Source organism: Blastococcus sp. SYSU D00669 (genome assembly GCF_054050715.1).
Map to the genome: position 1 here is coordinate 180,924 of NZ_JBJGZV010000003.1, position 26,454 is coordinate 207,377.

22 protein-coding genes are annotated in these 26,454 nt (G+C 74.8%); 6 read left to right on the forward strand and 16 right to left on the reverse strand.

Annotated features, from left to right (window positions below):
- Window positions 1-228 precede the first annotated feature (228 nt).
- The 3 genes from ACI8AF_RS04315 to ACI8AF_RS04325 form a co-directional block, all read right to left on the reverse strand.
- Entirely contained in the window at window positions 229-5,163 is a 4,935-nt protein-coding gene (locus tag ACI8AF_RS04315; protein WP_456538435.1) for an NAD-glutamate dehydrogenase, read from the reverse strand.
- Between the two features lie 58 nt (window positions 5,164-5,221).
- Window positions 5,222-5,593: a phage holin family protein gene (locus ACI8AF_RS04320; protein ID WP_456538436.1), complete on the reverse strand. Its 372-nt coding sequence runs from the start codon at window positions 5,591-5,593 to the stop codon at window positions 5,222-5,224.
- Between the two features lie 103 nt (window positions 5,594-5,696).
- Window positions 5,697-6,071 carry a nuclear transport factor 2 family protein gene (locus ACI8AF_RS04325; protein ID WP_456538437.1) on the reverse strand — a complete coding sequence of 125 codons (375 nt, stop codon included), beginning with the start codon at window positions 6,069-6,071 and terminating at the stop codon, window positions 5,697-5,699.
- A gap of 87 nt (window positions 6,072-6,158) precedes the next feature.
- On the opposite strand from ACI8AF_RS04325, the gene ACI8AF_RS04330 reads away from it, so the two are divergent.
- From ACI8AF_RS04330 to ACI8AF_RS04340, 3 genes are read left to right on the forward strand one after another with little or no spacing between them, the layout of a single operon-like run.
- Entirely contained in the window at window positions 6,159-7,343 is a 1,185-nt protein-coding gene (locus ACI8AF_RS04330) for an AAA family ATPase (protein WP_456538438.1), read from the forward strand.
- A 28-nt stretch (window positions 7,344-7,371) separates the two neighbouring features.
- A complete protein-coding gene (locus ACI8AF_RS04335) occupies window positions 7,372-8,136 on the forward strand; it encodes a ZIP family metal transporter (RefSeq protein ID WP_456538439.1) in 765 nt (254 codons plus the stop codon).
- Between the two features lie 9 nt (window positions 8,137-8,145).
- Window positions 8,146-9,042, forward strand: coding sequence for an alpha/beta fold hydrolase (locus ACI8AF_RS04340; protein ID WP_456538440.1), 897 nt, complete (start codon window positions 8,146-8,148; stop codon window positions 9,040-9,042).
- On the opposite strand, the gene ACI8AF_RS04345 is transcribed toward ACI8AF_RS04340, so the two are convergent.
- Complete coding sequence (locus ACI8AF_RS04345; RefSeq protein WP_456538441.1) at window positions 9,039-10,769, reverse strand: SpoIIE family protein phosphatase; 1,731 nt, start codon at window positions 10,767-10,769, stop codon at window positions 9,039-9,041. The two genes, ACI8AF_RS04340 and ACI8AF_RS04345, sit on opposite strands and share 4 nt — an antisense overlap.
- Window positions 10,770-10,945: 176 nt before the next feature.
- On the opposite strand from ACI8AF_RS04345, the gene ACI8AF_RS04350 reads away from it, so the two are divergent.
- A complete protein-coding gene (locus ACI8AF_RS04350) occupies window positions 10,946-12,637 on the forward strand; it encodes a SpoIIE family protein phosphatase (protein ID WP_456538442.1) in 1,692 nt (563 codons plus the stop codon).
- A 200-nt stretch (window positions 12,638-12,837) separates the two neighbouring features.
- The gene (locus ACI8AF_RS04355) at window positions 12,838-13,194 is read left to right on the forward strand and encodes an ATP-binding protein (RefSeq protein WP_456538443.1); all 357 of its coding nucleotides are present in this window, start codon (window positions 12,838-12,840) and stop codon (window positions 13,192-13,194) included.
- A gap of 94 nt (window positions 13,195-13,288) precedes the next feature.
- Here the strand turns inward: ACI8AF_RS04355 and ACI8AF_RS04360 are convergent, their stop codons facing one another.
- The 7 genes from ACI8AF_RS04360 to ACI8AF_RS04390 form a co-directional block, all read right to left on the reverse strand.
- A complete protein-coding gene (locus tag ACI8AF_RS04360; protein ID WP_456538444.1) occupies window positions 13,289-13,777 on the reverse strand; it encodes a hypothetical protein in 489 nt (162 codons plus the stop codon).
- On the reverse strand, window positions 13,774-14,136 hold the full coding sequence (locus tag ACI8AF_RS04365) for a response regulator (RefSeq protein WP_456538445.1): 363 nt from the start codon (window positions 14,134-14,136) through the stop codon (window positions 13,774-13,776). Before ACI8AF_RS04365 ends, ACI8AF_RS04360 begins: the two co-directional genes overlap by 4 nt.
- Before the next feature lie 26 nt (window positions 14,137-14,162).
- Window positions 14,163-14,681, reverse strand: a complete 519-nt coding sequence (locus ACI8AF_RS04370; RefSeq protein ID WP_456538446.1) for a chemotaxis protein CheX — start codon at window positions 14,679-14,681, stop codon at window positions 14,163-14,165.
- Window positions 14,678-15,064 carry a response regulator gene (locus ACI8AF_RS04375; protein WP_456538447.1) on the reverse strand — a complete coding sequence of 129 codons (387 nt, stop codon included), beginning with the start codon at window positions 15,062-15,064 and terminating at the stop codon, window positions 14,678-14,680. The genes ACI8AF_RS04370 and ACI8AF_RS04375 overlap by 4 nt, the downstream gene beginning before the upstream one ends.
- A gap of 2 nt (window positions 15,065-15,066) precedes the next feature.
- Window positions 15,067-15,891, reverse strand: coding sequence for a CheR family methyltransferase (locus tag ACI8AF_RS04380; RefSeq protein ID WP_456538448.1), 825 nt, complete (start codon window positions 15,889-15,891; stop codon window positions 15,067-15,069).
- A complete protein-coding gene (locus ACI8AF_RS04385; RefSeq protein WP_456538449.1) occupies window positions 15,888-17,009 on the reverse strand; it encodes a protein-glutamate methylesterase/protein-glutamine glutaminase in 1,122 nt (373 codons plus the stop codon). Before ACI8AF_RS04385 ends, ACI8AF_RS04380 begins: the two co-directional genes overlap by 4 nt.
- Window positions 17,010-17,592: 583 nt before the next feature.
- Entirely contained in the window at window positions 17,593-18,480 is an 888-nt protein-coding gene (locus ACI8AF_RS04390; protein WP_456538450.1) for a hypothetical protein, read from the reverse strand.
- A gap of 276 nt (window positions 18,481-18,756) precedes the next feature.
- On the opposite strand from ACI8AF_RS04390, the gene ACI8AF_RS04395 reads away from it, so the two are divergent.
- A complete protein-coding gene (locus ACI8AF_RS04395; protein ID WP_456538451.1) occupies window positions 18,757-19,059 on the forward strand; it encodes a helix-turn-helix transcriptional regulator in 303 nt (100 codons plus the stop codon).
- Here the strand turns inward: ACI8AF_RS04395 and ACI8AF_RS04400 are convergent.
- The 5 genes from ACI8AF_RS04400 to ACI8AF_RS04420 form a co-directional block, all read right to left on the reverse strand.
- Window positions 19,040-20,122: a baeRF3 domain-containing protein gene (locus ACI8AF_RS04400; protein WP_456538452.1), complete on the reverse strand. Its 1,083-nt coding sequence runs from the start codon at window positions 20,120-20,122 to the stop codon at window positions 19,040-19,042. The genes ACI8AF_RS04395 and ACI8AF_RS04400 overlap by 20 nt on opposite strands.
- Entirely contained in the window at window positions 20,119-21,096 is a 978-nt protein-coding gene (locus tag ACI8AF_RS04405) for a TerC family protein (RefSeq protein ID WP_456538453.1), read from the reverse strand. Before ACI8AF_RS04405 ends, ACI8AF_RS04400 begins: the two co-directional genes overlap by 4 nt.
- Before the next feature lie 169 nt (window positions 21,097-21,265).
- The gene (locus ACI8AF_RS04410) at window positions 21,266-21,718 is read right to left on the reverse strand and encodes a chemotaxis protein CheW (protein WP_456538454.1); all 453 of its coding nucleotides are present in this window, start codon (window positions 21,716-21,718) and stop codon (window positions 21,266-21,268) included.
- 5 nt (window positions 21,719-21,723) lie between these two features.
- A complete protein-coding gene (locus ACI8AF_RS04415) occupies window positions 21,724-24,219 on the reverse strand; it encodes a chemotaxis protein CheA (protein WP_456538455.1) in 2,496 nt (831 codons plus the stop codon).
- 176 nt (window positions 24,220-24,395) lie between these two features.
- The gene (locus ACI8AF_RS04420; RefSeq protein ID WP_456538456.1) at window positions 24,396-26,021 is read right to left on the reverse strand and encodes a methyl-accepting chemotaxis protein; all 1,626 of its coding nucleotides are present in this window, start codon (window positions 26,019-26,021) and stop codon (window positions 24,396-24,398) included.
- Between the last annotated feature and the right edge of the window lie 433 nt (window positions 26,022-26,454).

Sequence of the window (26,454 nt, forward strand, 5' to 3'; positions counted from 1 at the left end):
CCCCTAGCGCAGCCGGAGAACCCGTGCCGGCAGCCGCTCCGGTCACCTCGCCGTCCCGGCATCCCTCGCGTCATGGTCACGACCCGCGCGGCACACCGTGGAGGTGGCGACCACACGGCGAGGGCGACGCGCGGGCGACGTCCTCCCTCGCCGCAACAGGTCCTCCCTCACGCCGCACCGTGGGGAGGAACCTCTGCGATCAGCTCAGCTGATCGTCGCCGCCGACCGTCAGCGGCGGCGGAGGCCGCGCAGGGTGCGGACCGCCACCAGGAGCTCGGCCAGCTCCTGCCGGTCCCCGGACGCGATGTCGGTCAGCTGCGCGGCGGCGCGGCGCTGGCCGGCGTCCCAGCCGGACGCCCACGCCCCCACCAGGTCGGCAGGGCTGTCGTCGTCCCCGGCCCGCAGCGCCAGCACGTCGGCGGTGAGCGCGGCCTGCTCGGCGGCGAGGTCGTCGCGCAGGGTGGCCCGCGCCATCGAGTTCCACCGCCGGTCGCGGGGCAGCGCGATGATCAGCTCGCGCAGCGGCACCAGCGAGAGCCGGTCGGCCAGCCGCTGCAGCACCTGGCCGGCCTGGGCGATGGGCGCGCCGGTCCGCTCGGCGACCACTGCCAGGTCCAGCGCGGACGGCAGCAGGGGAGCGGCGGCCACCTGGGCGGCCAGCTCGGCCGGCACCCCGGCCGACTCCAGCCGGGCGGCCCGCTCGGCGTAGGCGTGCGCCTCGGCGCCGAGCAGCCAGTGCGGCAGCCCCGCGCGGACGGCGGCCACCGACGGGCCGAACCGCTCCGTCACCGCGGCCAGCGACGCCGGCTGCTCGCCGGTCAGGTCGGGCAGCCGCAGCAGCCAGCGCGCCGCCCGCTCGGCCAGCCGGGTCGCCTCGGTGCGCAGCTCCACCTGCGCCGTCGCCGGCACCTGGTTGTCCAGCGGCCGCACCGCCGACCACAGCCGGTCGACGTCGAACACGGCCAGCGCCACCGCGTGCGCGCGCACCACGGCGGCCAGCGGCACACCGGTCTCCTCGGCCAGCCGGAACAGCCCGGTGACCCCGGCGACGTTCACCGCCCGGTTCGTCACCGCCGTCGCCACGATCTCCCGCCGCAGCGGGTGCGCGGTCAGCGCGGCCGGGAACCGCGCCCGCAGCGCCGTCGGGAAGTACTCGACGAGCAGGTCCTCCAGCGCCGCGTCGTCGGGCAGCGCCGAGGAGAGGACGGCGTCCCCGGTCTCGAGCTTCGCGTAGGCCAGCAGCACCGACAGCTCCGGGCCGGTGAGCGCCTGACCGTCGCGCCGGCGCTCGGTGAGCCCGCGCTCGTCGGGCAGGAACTCCACGGCGCGGTTGAGCCGCCCGCCGCGCTCCAGCGCGCGGATGAACCGCTCGTGCGCGTCGAGCAGCGACCGGGCCGAGCTGACCTCGGTGGCCAGCGCCGCGTTCTGCGCGTGGTTGTCCGTCAGGACGGCGGCGGCGACCTCGTCGGCCATCTCGCCGAGCAGCGCGGCCCGGCCGGCGGCGTCGAGCGCGCCGTCGTCCACCACCCGGTTCAGCGCGATCTTGATGTTGACCTCGTGGTCGGAGGTGTCGACGCCGGCGGAGTTGTCGATCGCGTCGGTGTTGATCCGGCCGCCGGCCAGCGCGTACTCCACGCGCCCGCGCTGGGTCAGGCCGAGGTTGCCGCCCTCGGCGACCACGCGCACCCGCAGCTGCTCGCCGTCCACCCGGACGGCGTCGTTGGCCTTGTCGCCGACCTCCAGGTCGCTCTCGTCGCGCGCCTTGACGTAGGTGCCGATGCCGCCGTTGAACAGCAGATCGGCCGGTGCCAGCAGGATCGCCCGGATCAGCTCGGTGGGGGTGAGCGTGTCCACGTCGTCGTCCAGGCCGAGCGCCGCCCGCACCTCCGGCGAGACCGGCACCGCCTTCGCCGTGCGGGGCCACACCCCGCCGCCCGCGCTGATCAGCGCCGGGTCGTAGTCGGCCCACGACGAGCGGGGCAGCGCGAACAGGCGGCGCCGCTCGGCGAACGACGCCGCCGCGTCGGGGGAGGGGTCGACGAAGACGTGCCGGTGGTCGAAGGCGCCGACCAGCCGGATGTGCTCCGACAGCAGCATCCCGTTGCCGAACACGTCACCGGACATGTCGCCGATCCCGACAACGGTGAAGTCCTCGGTCTGCACGTCGACGCCGAGCTCGCGGAAGTGCCGGGTGACCGACTCCCAGGCGCCGCGGGCGGTGATGCCCATGGCCTTGTGGTCGTAGCCCACCGAGCCGCCGGAGGCGAAGGCGTCGCCCAGCCAGAACCCGCGCTCGACCGCCACCCCGTTGGCGATGTCGGAGAACGTCGCCGTCCCCTTGTCGGCCGCGACGACGAGGTAGGTGTCGTCGCCGTCGTGGCGCACCACCCGCTCGGGCGGGACGACCCGGCCCTCCACCAGGTTGTCGGTGAGCGACAGCAGCGCCCCGATGAACAGCTTGTAGCAGGCGATGCCCTCGGCCAGGACGTCGTCGCGGGAGGCGCCCTCGCCCGGCGGGCGCTTGACCACGAACCCGCCCTTGGCGCCGGTCGGCACGATGACGGTGTTCTTCACCATCTGCGCCTTCACCAGGCCGAGCACCTCGGTGCGCAGGTCCTCCCGGCGGTCCGACCAGCGCAGCCCGCCGCGGGCGACCGCGCCGAAGCGCAGGTGCACGCCCATCACCCGCGGCGAGCTGACCCAGACCTCGCGCCACGGCCGCGGTTCGGGCAGGTCGGGCACCTGCGACGGGTCGAGCTTGAGGGCCAGCGGCGGCGGGTGGGGGGAAGACAGGGCGTAGTAGGTGGTGCGCTGGGTGGCGACGACGGCCGCCAGCAGCGCCGACAGCACGCGGTCGGCGTCGAGGGAGGCCACCTCGCCGATCGACCGGCGCAGCGCGGCGATCAGCTCCTCCTGCCGCGCCGCCCGCCCGGAGTCGCGGCCGGGGGAGAAGCGGGTCTCGAACAGCGCGACCAGCCGGCCGACGATCTCCGGGTGCGCGGCCAGCGTCGACTCGACGTAGCCCTGCCCGAACGGCAGCCCGGTCTGGCGCAGCCACTGCACGTAGGCCCGCACCACGGTGACCTGGCGCCAGTTCAGCCCGGCGAGGAGCACCAGCGCGCCGAGCCCGTCGTCCTCGGCGTCGCCGCGCCACACGGCGGACACCGCCTCGGTGAACCGCTCGGGCAGCGAGCGCAGCAGCGGCAGGTCGGCCACCGTCGTGGTCAGGCCGAAGTCGTAGATCCACGCCAGCGGGGCGCCGATCCGGTCGATCTCGTACGGCCGCTCGTCGACGACGTCGACGCCCATGTGCTGCAGCACCGGCAGCACGTCGGAGAGCAGCAGCCGCTGCCCGACCCGGTAGATCGTCAGCCGCCGCTCGGCGGGGTCGGCGCCCTGCGGCGACCAGAGCCGCAGCGCCATCCCACCCGGCTGCAGCTCCTCGAGCCGGCCGATGTCCTCGACCGCGCGGGCGGCCGGGAAGTCCTCCTGGTAGGCGGCCGGGAAGGCGTCGGCGACCCGGGCCAGCAGCCGCTCGGCCTCGACCGGCTCGTGCACGGCGTGCAGGGCGTCGGACAGCTCGTCGGTCCAGCTGCGGGCGACCGCGGCCAGCTCGGCCTGCAGCGCCTCGGCGTCGACGTCGGGCGGCTTCGGCGCGCCCCGGCGGCCCTGCGGCACCCGGACGACGAAGTGCAGCCGGGTGAGCACCGACTCGGTCGACCAGGCGGTGTACTCGATCGAGGTGCCGCCCAGCCGCTCGAGCAGCACCTGCTGCATGCGGGTGCGGACCTCGGTGGTGTAGCGGTCGCGCGGCAGGTAGACCAGCGCCGACCAGAACCGCGCGGCCGGGTCGCGGCGCAGGAACAGCCGGGTCTGGCGGCGCTCCTGCAGGTAGAGCACCGCCATGGCGACCGGCAGCAGCTCGTCGGTGGTGACCTGGACGAGGTCGTCGCGCGGGTAGGTCTCCAGGACGTCGAGCAGCGCCTTGCCGGTGTGGCTGTCGGCCGGCACGCCGGAGCGGGCGATCACCTCGGCCACCCGCCGCCGGACCAGCGGCACGTCGAGCACGCTGGTCGTGTACGCCGCGGTGGGGAACAGCCCCACCAGGCGGTGCTGGCGGGGGTTGCCGTCGGCGTCGGGCAGGGTGACGACGACGAGGTCCATCCAGGCCCGCCGGTGGACCGGCGAGCGGGCGTCGGCCTTGGTGACGGCGAGCAGCCGCCCGCCGGTCGAGCGCCGGGCCTCCGGGGCGGCGAGGACGGCGGCGCTCATGTCGGTGTCGCTGCGCAGCACCCCCAGCCCGGTGCCGGGGACGGCGCGCACGGCGCTCTTGCCGCGCGAGGGCGCCGGCTGCACGTCGCGGGCGCCGAGGAAGACGAAGTTGCCGTCGGCCAGCCAGCGCAGCAGCGCGGCGGCCTCGGTGGGGTCGTCGGCCGGGTCGGCGGCCGGATCGGCGGTCCCGGGGCGCGCGCCGGCCTGCTGCTCCAGCCGGTCGGCCAGCTCCAGCGCCCGGGCGCGCAGCTTGCCGGCGTCCTCGTCGACGGCCCGCACGTCGGCCAGCACCGACCGCAGCCCGGCGACCAGGTCGTCGGTGGCCTCGTCGTCGAGCGGCCCGTCGAGGACGACGGCCATCCACGACTCGGGCACCGCGTCGGGTCCCAGCCCGTCGGGGGAGGCGGTGTCGCAGAACTCGCGGATCCGGCCGGTCACGTCGCGGCGGACGACGACCACCGGGTGCACCACGTGCGCCAGCCCGACGCCCTGGCGGACCACCTCGGCGGTGACCGAGTCGACGAGGAACGGCATGTCGTCGGTGACGATCCGGACGATCCCCCGACCGTCCGGGAGCCGCTGCACGTCCACGGTCGCCGACCCCTGCGGGCGGACCTCGGCCAGCCGCATGTGGCCCAGCGCCAGCTCGGCCAGCTCCGCCGGGTCGTGGCCGAGCACCTCGGCCGCCGGCTCGCTCCAGTAGTAGCGCTGCAGCAGCGGGTGGACGTCGTCGGGGGAGCAGCCGGCCGGGAGCGCCCCCTCGCCGGCGGCCGTCTCCGCGGCCCGGTCCAGCAGTTGCCGCTTCTCGGTGCGCTCGGCCTCGAGCACGGCGAGCTCGGTCGGAGCACCGTCCCCCGTGGTGGCCGGAGCAACGTCGGTGGTGCTCCCCATGGAGGCCCACGCTAGTGCCGCGCGGAGCCCCCGTCACGGCGACCCGGCGCGTGCGGCGTCAGCGGTCGAGCACCTGGTCGGCGACCCACCCGACGACGGCGAGGATGAGCCCGCCGAGGAGCGCCGTCCCGAAACCGGCGATGTCGAGGCGATCGGTCACTCCCGCCGTGATGGCCAGCAGGGCCGCGTTGATGACCAGCAGGAACAGGCCCAGGGTGAGGATCACGAACGGCAGCGACAGCAGCCGCAGGATCGGACCGACGATCGCGTTGATCACCCCGAAGATGAGCCCGATCCACAGGTAGGTGCCGAACTCGCCCAGCGGGCCGTCCGGGTTCGGAACCACCTCCAGGCCCGCCGGAATCTGGAGGCGGGCCATCCCGTAGAAGGTCGCCGCCAGGATGACGACCTTCAGCACGAACTTGATCACGGTGGCACGCTAGCGCCCCCACCTGTGCCGAACCCGCATCTGAGCCGTTCTACCGCTCTCTAGCGTCGTCCGTAGACAGTCGCAGACGGACCTGTCGAGCGGCTCAGGGGAGGGGCGTCTGGGTGTAGACGGCCAGCCGCCAGCCGTCGCCGTCCCGCACGTAGGTGCTCGTCATGGCCCCGGCGAAGGGCGGCCCGGACTCCTCCCGCCAGGCGCGGGCGGTGTAGACCAGCACCGCGGCGCCGTCCCCGGCGGGCACCACCCGCGCGCTGTCGAGCTCGAAGCGCTGCCAGGGCGGGGAGCCGCGCAGGGCCTCCAGGACCGCCGCCCGGTCGGCGACCGTGCCGTTGGCCAGCACCATGACGCCGTCGTCGGTCATCAGCGACCCGTAGAAGTCCGCCCCGCTGCCGTCGCTCAGGGCCTGCCAGCCGCGGTGCTCCAGCTGGAGCAGGTCCCGGGTCAGCTCGTCATCGGTCATGGGGGTGGGCTGCCCGCGCGCGACACGCGCTACACCGTTCTACGGATGTCTACGGCGATCGCTAGACGGCGCCATACGGTGCTCGACGTGGACCCCGTGCGGAACCCCTACGCCCCCGGCGCGGGGCAGCGGCCGCCCGAGCTGGCCGGCCGCGACACCGAGCTGTCGGCGTTCGACGTCGTCCTGGAGCGGATCGCCCACGGCCGGCCCGAGCGCTCGCTGGTCCTCACCGGGCTGCGCGGGGTGGGCAAGACGGTGCTGCTCAACCAGCTGCGCTCGGCGGCGATCGGCCGCGGCTGGGGGACGGGCAAGATCGAGGCCCGCCCGGACCAGTCGCTGCGCCGTCCGGTGTCCTCGGCGCTGCACATGGCGCTGCGCGAGCTGCGCCACCCCGACCAGGACTCGATGGACGCCGTCCTCGGCGTGGTCAAGGCCTTCGCGCTGCGCCAGCAGCCGGACGCCAAGGTGCGGGACCGCTGGCAGCCGGGCATCGACGTCCCCCCGGCCAGCGGCCGGGCCGACTCCGGCGACATCGAGATCGACCTGGTCGAGCTGCTCAGCGACGCCGCCGGGCTGGCCGCCGACGTCGGCAAGGGCATCGCGCTGTTCATCGACGAGATGCAGGACGTGCAGCCCGACGACGTCTCGGCCGTCTGCGCCGCCTGCCACGAGCTCTCCCAGCAGGGCGCGCCGCTGATCGTCGTCGGCGCCGGCCTGCCGCACCTGCCCGCGGTGCTCAGCGCGTCCAAGAGCTACTCCGAGCGGCTGTTCCGCTACCTGCGCATCGACCGGCTCGACCGGGCGGCCGCCGACCGCGCCCTGCTGGCCCCGGCCGAGCGGGAGCACGTCACCTTCGAGGCCGATGCCCTGGACGCCCTCTACGCCGCCGCCGACGGCTACCCGTACTTCGTGCAGGCCTACGGCAAGGTCACCTGGGACGTCGCCGCCGCCTCGCCGATCACCGCGGCCGACGTGGCGATGGCCGCCCCGGTGGCCGAGGCCGAGCTGGCAGTGGGCTTCTTCGGGTCCCGCTACGACCGGGCCACCCCCGCCGAGCGGGAGTACATGCACGCCATGGCCGAGCTCGGCGGTCCGCAGGGCACCGCCGTCGCCACCTCCGAGGTGGCCGTCTCGCTCGGGCGCAAGCCGGCGTCGCTGTCGCCGGCCCGCGACTCGCTGATCAAGAAGGGCCTCGTTTACTCCGCCGAGCGGGGCCAGATCGCCTTCACCGTGCCCCACTTCGGCCGCTACCTCCTCTCCCACCCCGAGTAGAGGAGCTTTTCCGGGCTAGAACCCACCGGTGCCGGTGTGGCTGGAGGCGGGGCTGTGGGGGCTGCTGGGCGGCGCGGCCCTGGTGCTGGGCGCGCTCGTCGCCTGGTTCGCCCGCGTGCCCCAGGCGGCGATCGCGTCGGTCATGGCGTTCGGCTCCGGCGTGCTCATCTCCGCCGTCGCCTTCGACCTCATGCAGGAGGCCGCGGAGACCGGCGGGCTCGCGGCGGCCGCGTTCGGCTTCCTCGCCGGCTCGCTCGCCTACGTGGGGGCCAACGCCCTGCTCGCCCGCCGCGGCGCCCGGCACCGCAAGCGCTCGGGCGGGGACCCCGACGAGGACATGCCCAGCGAGCAGGAGCAGGCGGGCAGCGGGACGGCGATCGCGGTCGGGGCACTGCTCGACGGCATCCCGGAGTCGGTCGTGCTCGGCATCGGGCTGCTGAGCGGGGGAGGGGTGAGCCTGTCGATGCTCGCCGCCGTGTTCATCTCCAACGTCCCCGAGGGCCTCTCCAGCGCCGCGGGGATGAAGCGCAGCGGCCGCTCGGCGCGGTACGTGTTCGGCCTGTGGGGCGGGATCGCGGTGGTCAGCGGCCTCGCGGCGCTGGTCGGCTACGCCGCGCTGGGCAGCGCGTCGCCGGAGGCGGTCGCGTGGATCACCGCCGTGGCGGCCGGGGCGATACTGACGATGATCGCCGACACGATGATCCCCGAGGCCTTCGAGCGGACGCGCACCTGGACCGGGGTGATCGCGAGCGTGGGCTTCCTGGTGGCCTTCGCCATCGAGGTGGCCGGGTAGGAGACCGCCATGACCGAGCCGCGCGATCCCGAGCTGACCACCGTGCCCGTGGCGGGCGGCGACCTCGCCGTGCTGCGCTGGGCCGCGGACGCCCCGGGCGCACCGGCCGCGGTGCTGCTGCACGGCATCACGTCGAACGCCCTGGTGTGGGCGCGCGTCGCCGCCGAGCTCGCCGGGGAGTTCGAGGTGCTCGCGCCGGACCTGCGCGGCCGCGCCGCCTCGGCGGCGCTGCCACCGCCGTACGGCCTGGCCGCCCACGCCGACGACCTGGGCGCCGTCCTCGACCGCTACGGCGACGCCGTGCTCGTCGGCCACTCGATGGGCGCCTTCGTCGCCACGCTCGCCGCTTCCGGCACGGCCCGCTACCGGGTGCGCGGCCTCGTCCTCGTCGACGGCGGCCTGCCGTTCCCGCAGCCACCCGGCGAGGACGTCGACGCGATGCTCGCCGCGCTGCTCGGCAGCACGCTGGACCGGCTGGCCACCACCTTCCCCGACCTGGCGGCCGTCCGGGCCTACTGGGCGCGGCACCCCACTGTCGGGCCGTGGGTCGACGTCCCCTCCGTGGCCGCCTTCCTCGCCCGCGACGTCGCCGGCTCCCCGCCGTCGCTGCACAGCACCGTCGTCCCCGAGGCGGTGCGGGTCGACGGCGGTGACCTGCTGGCGAACGAGAGGGTGCTGGAGGCGACCGCCGACCTCCCCGTCGCGGCCACCCTGCTGTGGGCGCCCCGGGGCACGACGGACGTGCCGCCCGGGCTCTACGACGAGAACCGGCTGGCCCGGCTCGGGGCCGACCGGCAGGGCGTGCGCGCCGTGCCGGTGCCCGGCACCAACCACGACTCGATCGTGTGGGCGGCCGAGGGCGTGGCCGCGATCGCCGCCGCGGTGCGCGCGGCCGGGCCGCGCTAGCAGGCCGGCGGGACGACCGGCGGGAGCCGCTCGGGGCCGGCCTCCGGCGGCCGGGGACCGCCCAGCGGGTGCGCCCGCACGGCGAGGACGGCGACGTCGTCCTCCACCCGCTCGCCGACCAGCTCGGCGAGCAGCCGGTCGCACAGCTCGGGCAGCGGAGCGGCGGCGGAGTCGGCCAGCAGCCGGCGGACGCGGTCCCGCCCCTCGTCGAGCAGCATGCCGCGGCGCTCGAACAGCCCGTCGGTGAACAGCAGCAGCGTGCTGCCCTCCGGCACCGGCGCCCGGCCATCGGCGCGCGGCCCGCGCCACCCGATGCCCAGCGGCGGGCCCACCGGCGACTCGAGGTCGTGCACGGTGCCGTCGGCGAGCGCGAGCATCGGCATCGGGTGGCCCGCCGAGGCCCAGCGCAGCCGCCGCAGCCCGGCGCGGCGGTCGCCGTCGTCCTGCTCCACCCGGCAGACCAGGGCCGTGGCGAGCGTCGGGACCGACAGGCCCACCAGGGCGTGGTCGACCCGTCGCAGCACCCCGGCGGGCTCCTCCCGCCGGTCGAAGGCGATGCCGCGCACGAGCGTCTTGACCTGCCCCATCGCGGCGGCGGCCTCGATGTCGTGCCCCATGACGTCGCCGATCACGAGAACGGTGTCGCCGTCGGGCTGGAGGAACGCGTCGTACCAGTCGCCGCCGATGGAGATGCCCCGCGTGGCGGGGCGGTAGCGGACCGCCAGCTCCAGGTGGTCCGGCTGCACCGGCGGGGAGAGCAGGCTGCGCTGCAGCCGCTCGGCGACCTGCTGGTTGGCCGCGGCCAGCCGCGCGTTGTCCAGGGCCAGCCCGGCCCGCCGCGAGGCGACCTCGGCGGTGCGCAGCTCCGCGTCGGTGAACGGTCCCCGCTCGGGCCCGTTGACCAGCGTCAGGGCGCCGATCAGCTCGCCCCGGGCCACCAGCGGGAAGGCGGCGGCCGCGGCCGGCCGCAGCGGGGCCAGCGCCCGGCGGCTCTCCTCGTCGCCGACCATCGCGTCCACCTGCTCCGGGGTGAGCTGCTGGACGACCACCGGCTCCAGCTCGCGCATGAGCCGGGGGACCGGCGCGGCGGCGCGGTTCGAGATCACCCGCAGGTCGGCGTAGCGGTGCATCGCCCCGGCCAGCGCCGGGTCGCTGTGCGCGCGACCGACATCGCGCCGGCGGCCGTCAGGGTCGATCACGCTCACCAGGCACCAGTCGCCCAGCAGCGGGACGACGAGGTCGGCGAAGCGCTGCACCGACTCGTCGATGTCCGTCGTGGACGTCATCGCCAGGTTGATGTCGCCGAGCAGCATGATGTGCCGCCCGGCCTCCTCGGCCCGCAGCGCCGACGCGACCCGCTCGGCCTCGCCCCGGCGCCGCGCGGTCACGTCGTCGTAGGTGACCACCAGGCCGGCATCGGTGAGGAACGCGTCGGCGCGGAACCACCGCTCCAGGGGCGCGAACCACGCCTCGGTGCTGCCCGACTCCCCCGTGGCCCGGACCCGCGTGCACAGCTCCTCGAACGGCCCGCCGACCGCCTCGGGGAACTCGGCCCGGATGTCCCGCCCCACCAGCCCGCCGACGGTGCGGTCGAGCGCCCGCGCCCCGGCCGGGTTGACGTAGCGGATGCGCCACTCGTCGTCCAGGACGACCAGCGGACGGTCCATGCCCTCGACCGCCTGCACCAGCAGGTCACCCGAGGGACCGCCCGCCGGGTCCCCGTGCACGGCCCCACTCTGCCCCATCGGCGTGCCGCACCGGACGTGACCGTTTCGTGCCCGACCCTCGCGCCGCCGATCCTTGGCAGCGGGCGTGACCGCGGCCACACTCTCCCTGTCCTCCCGGCCCACCACCGGGTGAGCTCCGACAGCGGGGTCGACGACGACCGACGGTGGGGGGCGAGGTGCCACCCGAGCAGCAGTCCCCGGCGGAGCTCCCCGAGCCGGAGCCCCCGCTCCTGCGCGTCGTGCCCGGGGCCGGGCCGGGGCTCCCCCAGGCGGCGCTGGCCGACGTCCTGGAGTCGATGCCGGCCGGCTTCTTCCTGCTCGACGCCGGCTGGCGGTTCACCTACGTGAACGCCGCGATGGACCGGATGCTCGCCGAGCCGCGCTCGGAGCTGCTCGGCCGGTCGATCTGGGAGGTCTACCCCCGGATGGTCGGCAGCCGGTTCGAGACCGCCTACCGGGAGGCCGTCGCCACCGGGGATGCCGTGGCGTTCGAGGCGCCCTACGTCGGCGAGCGCAGCGGCTGGTACGAGGTGCGCGCCTGGCCCGGCCCGGAGGGGCTGGCCGTGTACTGGCTCGACGTCACCGACCGCCACCGGGCGCAGGACGCCGCCCGCCGCGCGACCGCCCGGCTCGACCTGCTGGCCCGGGTGAACGCGGAGGTCTCCGGTGCCCTCGACGGCGTCTCCGCGCTCGGCCGGCTCGCCCGCCTCGTCGTCCCCATGCTCACCGACGCCTGCATCGTGACCGTCGTCGACCGGGACGGCCGGGCCCGGGACGTCGGGTCGTGGCACGCCGACGAGCGCCGGCGGGAGCTGCTGGACCGCTACGCCGCGGTGCGCCTGGACACCCTGCCGCCGTCGTCGCCGGTGGCGCAGGCGCTGACCGGCGGGACGTCGGCGACCGAGCCGGTCGCCGACGTGCTGGCGCTCATGGGTCCCGGCCCCGCCCGCGACCTCCTCGAGCGGCTCGGACCCGAGCGGGCGAGCGTGCTGCCCCTGCCCGCCACCGACCGCACCGTCGGTGTCCTCACGCTCTACCACGACCCTGGCCGGGTGGTCGGCGAGGAGGACCTGGACACCGCCCGGGAGGTCGCCGCGCAGGCCGGGCGGGCGATCGAGCGGGTGCACCGGCAGAACCAGCAGGCACAGCTCGCCGAGGCGCTGCAGCGGAGCCTGCTCACCGAGCCCCCGACCGTGCCGGGGACGGAGGTCGTCGTCCGCTACGTGCCCGCCGCCGAGGCGGCCCGCGTCGGCGGCGACTGGTACGACGCGTTCCTGCTCCGCGACGGCACGCCGGTGGTCGTGATCGGCGACGTGGTCGGGCACGACACCGCCGCGGCGGCCGCCATGGGGCAGCTGCGGGGCCTGCTGCGCGGCATCGCGCACCACAGCGGCGCCGGCCCCACGGAGGTGCTGCGCGGCCTCGACGAGGCCATCGCGTCGATGCACACCGGGACGCTCGCCACCGCCGCCGTCGCCCGGCTGACCGGTCGGGACGGCGGACGGGTCGCGCTGCGGTGGGCCAACGCGGGTCACCCGCCGCCGCTCGTCCTCGCGCCGGACGGCGGGGTGGGCGTGCTGGGCGAGCGGGTCGGCGACCTCATGCTCGGCGTCGACCCGACCGCGGAGCGCAGCGAGCGCGCCCACGACCTCCCGGCGGGCGCCGTGGTGCTGCTCTACACCGACGGGCTGGTCGAACGGCGGGGCCGCACCATCGACGCCGGCCTCGAGCAGCTGGCGGGACACCTCGCTGCGCTCGCCGGCCGCCCGCTGGCCGAGCTCTGCGACGAGCTGCTCGACCGCATGCTCGCCGGCACCCCGCAGGACGACGTCGCCCTCGTCGCCGTGCGCCTCCTCTCCCCCCGGTGAGGTGACCTCACCTGCGGTCGCCCCCGGCGTGGTTGGGCGAGCGGCTTCCTGGGCACCGGAGAAGTGGTCCTAGCAGACGGACGACGACCGGAGGAGGCATGGCTCGCATGACCTGGCCATTACGGCCGTTGCCGGATGGTCGCGGGGAGGTCTGGCGCTGGCATCTCGGGACGATCGGGGAGCTGCCCGCCGCACGATCGGTGCTGCGGAGCAGGCTGGGGGACGTCGGTCTCCCGCGCGACCCCGACGATCCCGCTGCCGAGCAGCTCGTCCTCGCCTTCGACGAGCTGGCCTCCAACGCGCTCCGGCACGGCGGGACCCCGGTGGTGGCGACGGTGGTCGCCGGCAGCGGCGGCTGGCTGCTCGACGTCAGCGACCGCGACCCCGAGACCATGCCCTCCCCCGCGGTCGACCGCGACCCCGCTCAGGGCGGCCTCGGCCTGCACCTGGTGGCCCGGCTCTCGGTCGCCCACGGCTGGTACGTCGACGGCAGCTGCAAGCACGTGTGGGCCTGCCTGCCCAGCGAGCACGAGGACCGGGCGCCCGCGCTCGTGTGACGGGTGTTCCACGTGCAACAGAGGCCGTGCGCCCGGTTCCGCGGAGGAACCGGGCGCACGGCCTCTGCGCGTGGTGCTGCAGGGTGCGGCTACCTCACGGCAGGACGAGGCTGAGGCCGCCCTTGCCGTAGCCGGGGACCTCGACCACGAGGTCGATCCGGTTGAAGTTCGCCAGCATGCCGGCGACGTCCGGGTCGAGGTCGTCGCCGGGGGCGAAGAGCTTGTGCAGCTTCGAGTGCGGGGCGCCCGGGGTGTTGAACATCGCGGAGAGGACGTTCACCACCTCGTGCAGCGCCTCGGCCATGAGGCCGGTGAGCTCGCCGTCCTCCTCGACCGCGTCCTGGCAGCCGCCGGGGGGCAGCAGGGCCAGCGCGCCGCCGGTGTAGGCGGAGACGGCGAGGTCCATGACGCACAGGGCGTTGATCGCCATGTGCGGGTCGACGTAGACGGCGACCGACACCGGGCTGGTCGGCGTCGGGGTCACCGGACCGCCGGGGCTGACGGCGACCGGCTTGCCGAGCAGGCCCGCGAGCATGTCGCGGACGTCCTTGGCGGCCGGGAGCTGCACGGTCCCGGTGGTCACGCGATCACCCCGTCGAGGACGTCCTTGAACGTCTCCTCGGTGAAGGGCTTGGCGATGAGGAACAGGGCGCCGGCATCGGCGGCCTTGTCCCGCATCTCCTGCGAGCCCTCCGAGGTGACGAAGCCGAACGGGACGCTCGACCCCGAGGAGCGCAGCGCCTGCAGGCACTCGATCCCGGTCATGTTCGGCATGTTCCAGTCCGACAGGACCAGGTCGGGCTGCTCGGAGCCGACCTTGGCCAGCGCGTCGACGCCGTCCTCGGCCTCGACGATGTCGTGGTCGTCGTAGCCGGCCTGGCGCAGGGTTCGGATGACGATCTGCCGCATCACGCGGCTGTCGTCGGCGACGAGGATCTTCACAGGGACACCTCTTTCCGTGATGCGGATCAGTTGTGGGAACCGGGCAGGGCCGGGAGGGCACCCTGCACGGAGATGGCGACCGGCTGGCCACGCCAGAGGACGTCGACGCGGACGACGTCGGCCGGGTTGCGGACGGCCGGCGCGTCGCCGACCTCGGGCAGGCCGAGCCCGGACGGACCGGGGAGGGCGGCCTTGACGTTGCCGCCGACGACGTTGGCGATCTCGCCGAACGCGTCGGCGACGTCCTCGTGCTCCAGCAGCTCGGGGGCGGCCTCGCCGAGCAGGGCCCGGGTCAGCTCGGCCGCGGTCTGCCGGCCGGTGGTGAGGACGACGCTGCCGGTCCACGGGCCGACGACGTCGACCCAGCTGGACAGGACGTCGGCGGGGAGCTCACCCGGCAGCGGGACCAGGTACTCGTCCTCGCCGACCAGGGCCACCCAGGCCTCCCCGGCGATCGACTCGATGGTGGGCTCGTCGATCAGCTCGGCGATGAGGGGGCGGGCGTCGCTGGCGCGACGGCGCTCCCCGGTGTCGAGAGTGGTCACAGGGAGACGACCTCCTCGGGCAGCAGGCCGAGGAGCGCGAGCTTGTCGCGGATCGCGTCGGCCGTGAACGGCTTGATCACGTACTCGTGGGCGCCGGCGGCCAGCGCGCGCACGATCTGGGTGTGCTCGCTCTCGGAGGTGACCATCATCATGGTCATCGAGCGCCAGGCCGGGTTGGCCCGGACGGCCGAGACGAACTGCAGGCCGTCCATCACCGGCATGTTCCAGTCGATGGTGGCCAGGTCGGGGACCCAGCCCTCGTGGAGGACGTCGAGCCCCTCGCGGCCGTGGCCCGCGTCGCGGACCTCGTAGCCGAGGTTCTCCAGGATCTGCGTGACGATCCGGCGCATGGCGCGGGAGTCGTCGATCACCAGTGCACGCACGTTCAGGCCCCCTTCAGCGGGCGGTAGGCGGAGCTGCGGCCGATGACGACCCGCTCCCATGAGTCGTCGACACCGAGGGTCGTCTCCGCGGCGCCCAGGAACAGCCAGCCGTCGGGACGCATGAGCTCACGCACCCGCCGGAGGATCGACTGCTTGGTGCTGAGGTCGAAGTAGATGAGGACGTTGCGCAGGTAGACGACGTCGAACGGGCCCATGCGCGGCAGCGGCGCGGCCAGGTTGCACTCCGAGGCGGTGACCATCCGCTTGAGGGCGGGGGCCACCTCCCACTCGCTGCCGGCCCGGGCGAAGTGCCGGACGAGCATCGGGGCGGGCAGGCCGCGGTTGACCTCGAGCTGGGTGAAGCGCCCTGCGCGGGTGCGCTCGACCATCTCGCGGGACAGGTCGGTCGCGGTGATCGAGACCCGTGACGCCGCGTTGGGCAGCGCGTCCTCGAGCAGCATCGCGATCGTGTACGGCTCCTGCCCGCTGGAGCAGGCCGCCGACCAGATCTTCAGCGGCTCGGCCGGACCGCGGGCGGCCAGCAGCGCCGGCAGCACCGTGGACGTCAGCGCCGTGAACGGGTCGCCGTCCCGGAACCAGGACGTCTCGTTCGTGGTGAGCGCCTCGACGATCCGCCGCGTCGCGTCCGGGTTCGGCCGGGTGCGCACGGACTCGACGAGCTTGCCGACGTCGTCCAGGCCCATCTTGCGGGCGATCGGCAGCAGGCGTGCCTCGACGAGGTACTCCTTGCCCGGCTGCAGGACGATCGCGCTCTCCTTGTGCACCAGCTGGCGCACCCAGTCGAAGCTCGTGGTCGCAAGTGTCATCGCCGGCCTCCGACGGTTGCTGGGGTGGGGGCGGCCGTGGTCAGGCCGGACAGGTGCCGGCCGATCGCCTCGGCGACCCGGTCAAGGGGGAGGACCTCGTCGGCGTAGCCGGCCTGGGTGACCGCGCCGGGCATGCCCCAGACCACGGAGGTCGCCTGGTCCTGGGCCAGCACCGTGCCGCCGGCGGAGCGGATCACGCCCGCGCCGGCGCGACCGTCGGCGCCCATGCCGGTCAGCACGACCCCGAGGACGGCGCCGTCGTAGGCGGCCGCGGCCGAGCGGAAGAGGGGGTCGACCGCGGGGCGGCAGAAGTTCTCCGGCGGGTCCTGGGTCAGGGCGGTGTGCGGCCCGCGCGCCGACGTCCGGACCACGAGGTGCCGGTCGCCGGGGGCAAGGTGCACCGTGCCGGGCTGCAGCGGGGTGCCGTCGACGGCCTCGACGACGCGCAGGGCGCACAGCCGGTCCAGGCGCTGGGCGAACTGGCGGGTGAAGACCGGCGGCATGTGCTGCACGAGCACTACCGGCACCGGCAGCGACGCCGGGAGCGCTGGCAGCACGCGGGCCAGCGCCTCGGGGCCCCCGGTGGAGGAGCCGATGACCAGGACGGCGGGCCTGCGCTGCGGCCCGCTGCGCGGGGCCGGGCGGGGCGGGGCCACCGCGACCGGGGCGGCGGCCCGCGGGCCGGGGCCGACCGGCCGGCCCAGCAGGGCCTTGATCTTGGGGATGAGCTGCTCGCGCACGCTCTCCATCGACTGGGCCACGCTGCCGACGTTGGCCGGCTTGGTCACGTAGTCGTTCGCGCCGGCGGAGAGCGCGTCGAGGGTGGCCGACGCGCCGCGCTCGGTCAGCGTGCTGAACATGATGATCGGGACGCGGCTGCGTCCTACCCCGCCCACCCGGCCCCGGATCGCCCGGACCGCCTCGATGCCGTCCATCTCCGGCATCTCGATGTCCATGGTGACCAGGTCGGGCTTGAGCTGCTCCAGCTTCGCCACGGCGACCCGCCCGTTGACGGCGGTGCCCACGACCTCGATGGCGGGGTCCTCCGACAGCACGTCGGTCACGATCTTGCGTACGACGACCGAGTCGTCGACGACCATCACCCGGATCGGGTCCACGCCTGTCCTCCTGCTTCCTGCTGGACGCCAGCCCAGCAGGCTGTCGTTTTCTGTATCGGCATCCACCGCTCGCCCTTGAGCGGGAAATGCGTGGAATCTGCAGAGCCGCTGAATTGCGGGATCAACACCGGAATTGCCCGACGAGCTCGTCCGCCGTCCGGGACAGCCCGTCGGCGGCCTGAGGGACCGCATCGGACGACTCGCCCGGCGTCGCCGTCGTGGCGGTCTGCGAGACCTCGCGGACCGACGTGCTCATCGCCTCGGTGCCTGCGGCGACCGAGGGCACGTCGGTCGAGGTGCCCCGGACCGGTCCGTCGGGACGACGGGCTGCGGGAGCCGGCAGGGCGGCGAGGGGCCATGGGGGTCCGTCCGGGCGAGCCCCCGCGCCGGGTCACCGGCGCTGCGCGGGGGGCAGCTGAGCAGGTCCGGGCCAGCGTGACCGGACGGACTCGGAACAGACGCGCGCAAACGCCGCGCCCCGCCATTTCTTCACCCACCCGAGACCAATCCCGGAATTGTCGGGATGTCGACCCGGGAAAGGCGCTCAGCGCATTGTCGACAAAAGGGTGCGGCGCGGGGACGGCTACTGCGCGCCGGTGACCCGCAGCCAGGGGGCGCGGAGCACGGCGAGCGAGCTCTCGTCGAGCAGGTCGGCCATGGCGACGCCCTGCACGCACCCGGCGACGGCGTTCCAGACGCCGTGCGCGCCGTCGCGGCCGTCGAAGCCGCCGGCGGTGAACGCGCGGACGGCGTGCAGCTGGGCGGCGGCCAGGGTGCGGGTGCGCCCGGAGACGTGCGCCGCCCAGCACGCGTCGTGCATGGCGCTGGCCCACGGGCGGTGCTCGGCGCGGCCCTCGTCGACGGCGGCGCGCCAGCGACCGCGGCCGGCGGCGTCGAGCCCGGCGATGGCGGTCAGCAGCCCGGCCAGCTCGTCGGTCGCCGGCCCGAGGTCGGGCAGGTCGCCCCAGCCCACCGCGGCGCGGTGGTAGGCGGCGGTGAGCTCGCGGTGCACCAGCGGCGGCAGCACGTCCTGCGCCCAGAACCCGACGGCGGCGTCGGCCAGGACGTCGGCGGCCTCGGCGCGCACGTCCCCGTCGACTGCGGCGGCGTGCCCCGGCCCGAGGACGTCCTCGCGCAGCAGCCGCTCCAGCGTGGGGGCGTTGCCGATCGTGCCGCGCTCGAGCTGCTCGACCAGGACGGCGGTGCGGTCCTCGGCCCCGGTCACCCGGCCGGCCACGCCGCTGACGTGCGGGACCCCGGAGGCCAGCTCCCGGGCCCGGCGCGAGCGGACGGCGAGCACCCCGCGCTGCTCGGCGGTGGCCTCCCGGCCCGGGTGGGCGGCGGCCAGCCGCTCGAGGGTGGCGGCGTCGGCGTTGAGCCCCGTGAGCAGCACCTCGGCGACGTTCCGGCCGGCGGGCAGTCGCACCAGGTCGAAACCCAGCGTCGCGGCACTGACCAGCGAGTAGGGCACGGCGACGCCTCCAGTGGGCTCCCGGGAAGTGGGCCCGTCCACTGTGACGGTCCGGAGCCGTCCACGCCACGCGGCCGTCACCCGATCGCCGGAGGTGCGGTGGGGGACAGCCGCGTGTCCGGCTGCTTCCGGTCCCGGTCCGGTTGCTCAGAGTGACGAGCCGGAACGCGGGGTCGCGAACCGGTCGACCGCCGTCCGGGTCGACCCACGTCCGAGCAGGGCGCAGAGGCCGAGGCCTGGCGGAGGTCGTGGCACTCCCCGTCCTACGGTGCCGCCATGGCGGAGTGGACCTTCTTCACCAACCACGCCCACGTCCTGGTCTGCATCGCTCGCGATCCGGACGTCCGCCTCCGCGACGTCGCCGCGCGCGTCGGGATCACCGAACGCGCGACGCAGCGCATCCTCGCCGACCTGGTGGAGGCCGGGTACGTCGAGCGCTCGCGGGACGGCCGGCGCAACCGCTACCGGGTGCGTCCGGACCGCCCGCTCCGCCACCCCGTCGAGCAGCCGCACCGGATCGGGGAGGTGCTCGCGCTGATCCTCGGCGAGGACCCGACCGTCACCGATCGCGGAGGGTGAGCGCGACGCGATCCGCGTGCGCCAGCGCGCCGTCCGACACCCAGGCGACCCACCCACCCCGCTGCAGCACCGTCTCGACGACCTCGTCGACGGCGTCGTCCAGGACGTCGGGGTGCTCGACGTCGGTCGCGGGGAGGAGGAGGTCACCGTCTCTCACCACCCTCGCCGGGTGGAACAGGCCCTCCTCCACGGCGAGCATCTCGGGTCGCTCGGCCCGGGCGGCGAGCCACACGGACGGCATCCCGGTCACGACCCGGCGACTACCGGCCCGTTGCTCGACCAGCCGCAGCGCCTCGGCCTCGCGCGAGTGGAGATAGCGGTCCAGGACGGGCCGGACGCGGCGGGCCAGATCGGCGAGGGAGGTGCGGGCGTGGCTGCCGCGCACCGTGCCGGCCAGCCTGCGGGTGTTGCGCGACAGCCTGGCGAAGGCCGCCACCACCCGGGTGTCACCGGCCAGGACCAGCGGGGCGGGGTGCACGCGGAGGTGGGTCCCGAGCGCCCGGTCCACGGCGCGCAGGAAGGAGTCGCGGTCGCGGTCGCCGCACGGCATCGGGAAGGCGCTCGCCGGGGCGGGTACGAGGACGCCGGCGTGCCCGTCGAAGAGCTTGGCCTCCCGCGAGGTCAGGACCAGCAGGACGTGCCGAGGCGTGCGGTGCAGCGAGCGCACCAGGTCCCGCGTGGCGAACGTGGGGTCGACGACGGCGCGGTCGGGGACCTCGACCGTGAGGGCCCAGGCCGAGGAGTCGTGCGCGCAGACGTGGACGGCGACCGCGGCACGCGTCGGCCTGGTGGCGGCGTCCGCCACCAGCTCGCGCAGCCGGGTGCTGATCGGCGCGGTGGCCGCCGCCCCGAACTCGCGGGCGACGCGGTCCGCCGCCCTGGTGGCCAGGCCGGTCAGCGTCGCGGCATCGGCGGCGGGCATCCGCTGCGCCGGTTCCGGGGTGCACAGCACCGAGACGGCGGGGTAGGAACGGACCGCCTGCAGGGCGATCACGTCGGCGGGCGTCGGCTGCGGCAGCTCGGCGGGCCGGACCGATCGGGCGTCCCGGAGCGCGCGGGTCACGACGCCTCCCGGGAGCCGGCGGATGCGAGGGAGGCGGCCCGACCGCGCTCCCGGGTGGTCCACAGGCTCACGCCGATGCTCACCGCCAGGGTCAGGACGATGACGCCCAGCGTGAGCGGGATCGGCAGCTTGCCGACCGGCGTCTCGGCGAGGACCAGCTTGACCCCGGCGAAGGCCAGCAGCACCGCGAGACCGTAGTGCAGCAGGACGAACCGCTGCAGCAGCCCGGCCAGGCAGAAGTACAGGGCGCGCAGGCCCAGGACGGCGAAGGCGTTCGCCGTCCAGACCAGGAACGTGTTGGTCGTGATGGCGAGGACCGCGGCGACCGAGTCCACGGCGAAGACCAGGTCGGTCGCCTCGATGGCGACCAGCACGACGAAGAGGAGGGTGGCAGTCCGGCGGCCGTCCATCCGGACGAAGAACCGGCTGCCGTGGTACTCCGGTGTCGTCGGCACGACACGGCGCACCAGCCGGACCAGCACGTTGCGCTGCGGGTCCACCTCGGCGCCGTGCCGGAAGGCCATCTTCCACGCGGTCCAGATGAGCAGCGCTCCCAGCAGGAACGCCGTCCAGCTCAGCGCCTCGAGCAGGCTCGCCCCGGCGAAGATGAAGACCAGCCGGAAACCCAGGGCGCCGATGACGCCCCAGAAGAGGACCTTGTGCTGGTAGGCCGCCGGCACGGCGAAGGCGGCGAACACCATGGCGAAGATGAAGACGTTGTCCACCGACAGCGCCTTCTCGATCAGGTAGCCGGAGTAGTAGGCCCCGGCCACCTCACCGCCCTGCCAGAGCCCTAGGACGGCGCCGAAGCCGAGGCCGATGCCGATCCAGACGGCGCTCCAGGTGGCCGCCTCGCGGAAGCGGATCTCGTGGTCGTCGCGGTGCAGGAACAGGTCGATCGCGAGCATCGCGGCGATGCCGACGGTGAGGGCGATCCACGCCCAGGCGGGTACGGCGAAGCTGAGGTCGTCCACACGCGGTCCTTCGACTCGGAGCCGAAGGTCTCTCCCGTCCACCGCGGTGGGCGGCGGACCGGTCGCGCCGGGCCCGGGAGGGCCGTACTGACGACGCGCCGCGCGGGGGTACTCCCCTTGTACGACAGGAAATTACCGAATTCCGTGTCGTACATCAACCGCGGTCGAGCTAGGCGGAGACGGCCTTCTGCACGTCGAGGGCCAGCAGCAGCTGCCCGCTGAGCTTGTAGGCCCCCCGGATCAGCTCGCGGGCCTGGCCGTCGAGCGTGTCCGGCGGCGTCTCGAAGTCCTTCGCCTCGACGTCGACGACGTCGGCGATCGAGTCGACGAGCAGGCTGACCGCCTCCCCGTGCAGGCGGACGACGATGACGACGGCGTCGGTGCCCTCGGGCCGAGGCGGGCGGCCGAGCCGCTCGCGCAGCTCGATCGCGGTGACGACCTGGCCGCGCAGGTTGATCAGGCCGGCGACCGCCGTCGGCGCCAGCGGCACCCGGGTGAGCCCCTGGCTGCGCAGCACCTCCTGCACGTGCTCGACCTCGACGCCGTACAGGTCGCCGTCCAGCCAGAAGGTGGCCAGCTGACCGCTCGTGGCGGTCGCGGGCGTGGCGGTGGGAGCGGACACGGGGGTCAGACCTCCAGCAGCGGGGCCGCGACACCGTCGGTCGCCGGCGAGTGGTCGAGGGAGGCGGAGTAGAACGCCGGGTCGGCGGCGAGGATCGCGGCACGGACGTCGAGCAGCTCGGTCACCTTGTCGCCGAGGACGGCGGAGCCGAGCAGGCCCAGGTCGTCGATGTCGCTGCGGACCGCGGCCTCGCCGTCGACGATGTCGAGGATCTCCTCGACCACGATGGCGACGCTGCGCCCGTGGTCGGAGTAGACGATGACCTCGAGCACCTCGCGGTCGGTCTCGCCGTAGGCGCCCAGGTGCCGGTCGAGCCGCACCATCGGCAGGATCGCCCCGCGGTACTGCACGACCTCGCGGTTGCCGACCTTCTCCACGGTCTCGATGCGCACCTGCTCGAGCCGGGTGACGGTGTCGAGCGGGATCGCCACGCGCCGGCCGCCGCCGATGGCGGCCAGCAGCATCCGCTGCCGGTCGCGGTCGGTGCGCTCCGCCGCCGCGGCGGCCTCGCGGGACTCCTGGCGGTCCGTGGTCTCGGTGCGCAGGGCCCGGCGGGAGAGGGCCTGGACGTCGAGGATCAGCGCGATCGCGCCGTCGCCGAGGACGGTGGCCCCGGAGTACAGCCCGATCGACTTCAGCTGGCCGCCGAGCGCCTTGACCACGATCTCCTCGGTGTTGAGGACGCGGTCGACGACCAGGCCGAACCGGCGGCCCTCGGAGCGCAGCACCGCGATGACCACGTGGCCGTCGTGCCGGTCGCTGGGCAGCTCGAGGACGTCGGTGAGCCGCACCAGCGGCAGCAGCTCCCCGCGCAGGCGGTAGACCGGCGCGCCGCCGACCATCTCCACCGCGGTGGCGGCCTTCTCGGCGTCGAGGGCGACGAGCTCCTGCAGGCTGATCTGCGGGATCGCGTAGCGGTCGCCGGCGCACTCGACGGTGAGGGCCGGGACGATGGCCAGGGTCAGCGGGATGCGCAGCCGCATGCAGGTGCCGCGACCGGGCTGCGACTCGACCTCGATCGTGCCGCCGATGGACTCGATGTTCGTCTTGACGACGTCCATGCCGACGCCGCGGCCGGAGACGTTGGTGACCGCCGCGGCCGTGGAGAAGCCGGGCAGGAAGATCAGCTGCAGCAGGTCCTGCGGGCTCATGCGGTGCAGGGCGTCGGCGGTGACGAGCCCGCGCTCGACGGCCTTGGCCCCGATCCGGGCGGGGTCGATGCCCGCGCCGTCGTCGGCGACCTCGACCACGACCTGGCCGCTCTCGTGCTTCGCGCGGAGGGTGAGCACGCCCTCGGCCGGCTTGCCGGCGGCCTTGCGGACGTCGGTGGCCTCGATGCCGTGGTCGACGGAGTTGCGGACCAGGTGGGTCAGCGGGTCCTTGACCGCCTCGAGGAGGGTCTTGTCGAGCTCGGTGTCCCGGCCCTCCATCTCCAGCCGGATGCTCTTCCTCAGCTGCAGGCCGAGGTCGCGGACGACGCGCGGCAGCTTCGACCAGATGTGGTCGATCGGCTGCATGCGCGTCTTCATGACGCCCTCCTGCAGCTCGCTGGCGATGAGGTTCAGCCGCTGGGAGGCGCGGATCAGGTCCGTGTCGGTGGAGCGGGCGACGTTCTGCACGATCTGGTTGCGGGTGAGCACCAGCTCGCCGACCAGCAGCATGAGCTGGTCGAGCAGGTCGACGTCCACGCGGATGGTGCTGTCGGCGACGCCGCGGCGGCCGGCCTGGCCGGCGCCCTCGGCGGACGGTGCCCCCTCGCCCTCGGCGGCGTCGTGCTGGTCGTCGGCGGGCTGCCGCGGGGTCGGGATGCCGACCTCGGCGGCGGGGCCCTCCACCGCCGGCTCCTCCGGGGGCTCGGGCAGGACGACGTCGGCGACGAGGTCGTCGGCCGGGGCGACGACCGGCGCGGTGGCCTTCGCCGGCGCCTTCTTCGCCGCGGCCCGCTTGACGGGCGCCTTGGCGGCGGGCTTGGCGGCGGGCTTGGCGGCGGGCTTGGCCGTGGCCCGGCGGGCGCGCGTCGCCGACTTGGCGGCGACCGGCGCGGCGGCGGCGGGCTCCTCGGCGGCGGGCTCCTCGGCGGCCGTCGCGGGGGCCGGCTCGGGGGCCGGCTCGGGGACGTCCTCCATGGCGGCGCTGATGGCGGCGACGACGTCGGAGACGTCGACGCTGCCCTCGCCGCCGGAGGCCTCGATCGAGGTGAGCAGCGCGCGGACGGTGTCCACCATGCGCAGCAGGACGCTCGTCCGGTGCGGCGTCAGGGCCAGCTCGCCGTCCCGCAGCCGGGAGAGCATGTTCTCCCCGACGTGCGTGACCTCCTCCAGCCGGTTGAACGCCAGGAAGCCGCTGGTGCCCTTGATGGTGTGGATCGTCCGGAAGATGCTGGACAGCCGCTCCCGGGAGTTGGGCTCCTGCTCCAGGGCGACGAGGTCCGTGTCCAGCTGGTCGAGGTTCTCGTGGCTCTCGACCAGGAACTCCTCGACGATGTCGTCCAGACCGTCCACTGCTGCTCTCTTCTCTCAGTTCACGTCCGGAGGTCAGCGCTCCGGCTGTACTTATCGGCGGCCCGGGCCGCGATGTGGAGGTGAACCCCGGGCCGGGGCGCGGTGGTCCGCGCCCCGGCCCGGGCCCCTGCAGGGCCCCGCCGCGAGCGTGCGAGCGGCGGGGGCAGGGGGCCCTTCTAGTAGGTGAAGGTGGCCACGGTGCTGCGCAGGTCGGCGGCCATGCGCGAGAGCTCGTCGACCGCGGTGCGGGTCTGCGTCAGCGCCTGCGTCGTCGAGTCGGCGGCCGTGGAGACGCCCGTGATGTTCTGGGCGATCTCACCGGTACCGCCGGCGGCCTCCTGCACCGAGCGGCTCATCTCGTTGGTCGTCGCGGTCTGCTCCTCCACCGCGCTGGCGATGGTGGTCTGCCGGTCGCTGATCTGGGCCACGATCTGGCTGATCTCGGCGATGGCGGTGACGGCGGCCCCGGTGTCGGCCTGGATGGCCTCCACCCGGCGGGCGATGTCCTCGGTCGCCTTCGCCGTCTCCTGCGCCAGCTCCTTGACCTCGTTGGCCACCACGGCGAAGCCCTTGCCGGCCTCCCCGGCGCGCGCGGCCTCGATGGTGGCGTTCAGCGCGAGCAGGTTGGTCTGCTCGGCGATTGACGTGATGACCTTGACGACGTTGCCGATCTCCGCCGACGACTCGCCCAGCTTCGACACCGTGGCGGTGGTGGCCTCCGCGGCGCTCACCGCGCGGGCGGCCACCTCCGACGCCTCGGCGGCGTTCGACGCGATCTCCCGGATGCTCGCGCCCATCTGCTCGGCACCGGCCGCCACCGTCTGCACGTTCCGGCTGACCTCCTCGGCCGCCGACGCCACGACACCGGACTGCGCCGAGGTCTCCTCCGCCGAGGCCGAGATCTGCGCCGAGGACGCCGACAGCTCCTCCGACGAGGCCGCCACCGCGTCCGCCGAGGCCACCACGGAACCGAGGACCGACCGCAGGTTCCGCTGGGCGCCGGCCAGGGCCGACGCCATCCGGCCCAGCTCGTCCCGACCCCGCACGTCCGGGGTGGTGGTCAGGTCGCCCTGGGCGAGGGCCTCCACGGAGGTCTGCACGGAGCGCACCGTCGCGACGAGCCGGCGGACGACGACGACGGTGAGCGCACCGGCGATCGCGATACCCACGCCGAGGGACACCCACAGGGTGAGAACGGCCGAGGAGGCGATCGCCCCCGCGTCGTCGGTGTCGGCCTGACCGGCGGCCACGCGGCGGTCCTGCATCGCGGCGTACGCGTCCATGATCTCGTCGGAGCTGCCCTGCAGGGGTCCGGTGACCAGGGCAGCGGCGGTGGAGAGGTCACCGGCGTCCGCCGCCGGGATCAGCTGCCCGTCGGCGATCGCGTAGTACTCGTCCACGAAGCCGCGGAACTCCTCGAAAGCCTCCTTGTTGACGGTGACCTCGGCGTAGTCGTCCAGCTGCTCGTCGATGGTGGTGCGGCGCTCGGCGAGGTCGGCGAGCAGGGCGGCGCGCTGCTCCCGGTTCGCCAGCGGGTAGGTGTTGTACCGGGACCGGTCGCCCTGCCACGAGCGCTGGATGTTCGCCAGGTCCGCGAGGGTGCCGACGTTCTCGTTGATGCGGTCGGACGCCGCATGCAGCGAGGAGATCCGCGTGACGGCGATGACCGTCATGGCGACGGCCACGACGGCGAGCAGGGCGACGGCGGCGCCGATCTTCACGCCGATCGGACGATCGGCGAACCAGCCGCCCCGGCGCGGGGCAGGTGCGCCGACGCGGTCGTCGGTCAGGTGGTCGGGCATGGGGGTGCTCCTCGGGTGGCCGCCGTGGCGGCGATGTGGCAGGGGGGAAGGGCTCGCGGTGGCGACGGCGTCGGCTCCGGCGCGAGTGCCGGTCCGTGTGCTGCGCACCTCGTCCGACGGGAAGGACCATAAATGCGATAGCGGACGTTCCGGGTCCTTTTTCCGCGGCGCGTCGCGCACTTTCTGCCAGGTACGGGCAAAAAGGGACTTCGGTCCCGACGGCGACCCGTCCGTGCATTGTCACGGAATGGTCCCCGTGACCGCATGTCGACAATTCCGGGACGCTGAGGAGCGGCCCGGAACGGCGACGGGGGGGGGGGGGGGGGGGGGGGGGGGGGGGGGGGGGGGGGGGGGGGGGGGGGGGGGGGGGGGGGGGGGGGGGGGGGGGGCCCCCCCCCCCGGCCGCCGCCCCGCCCCCCGCCCGCGGCGGGCG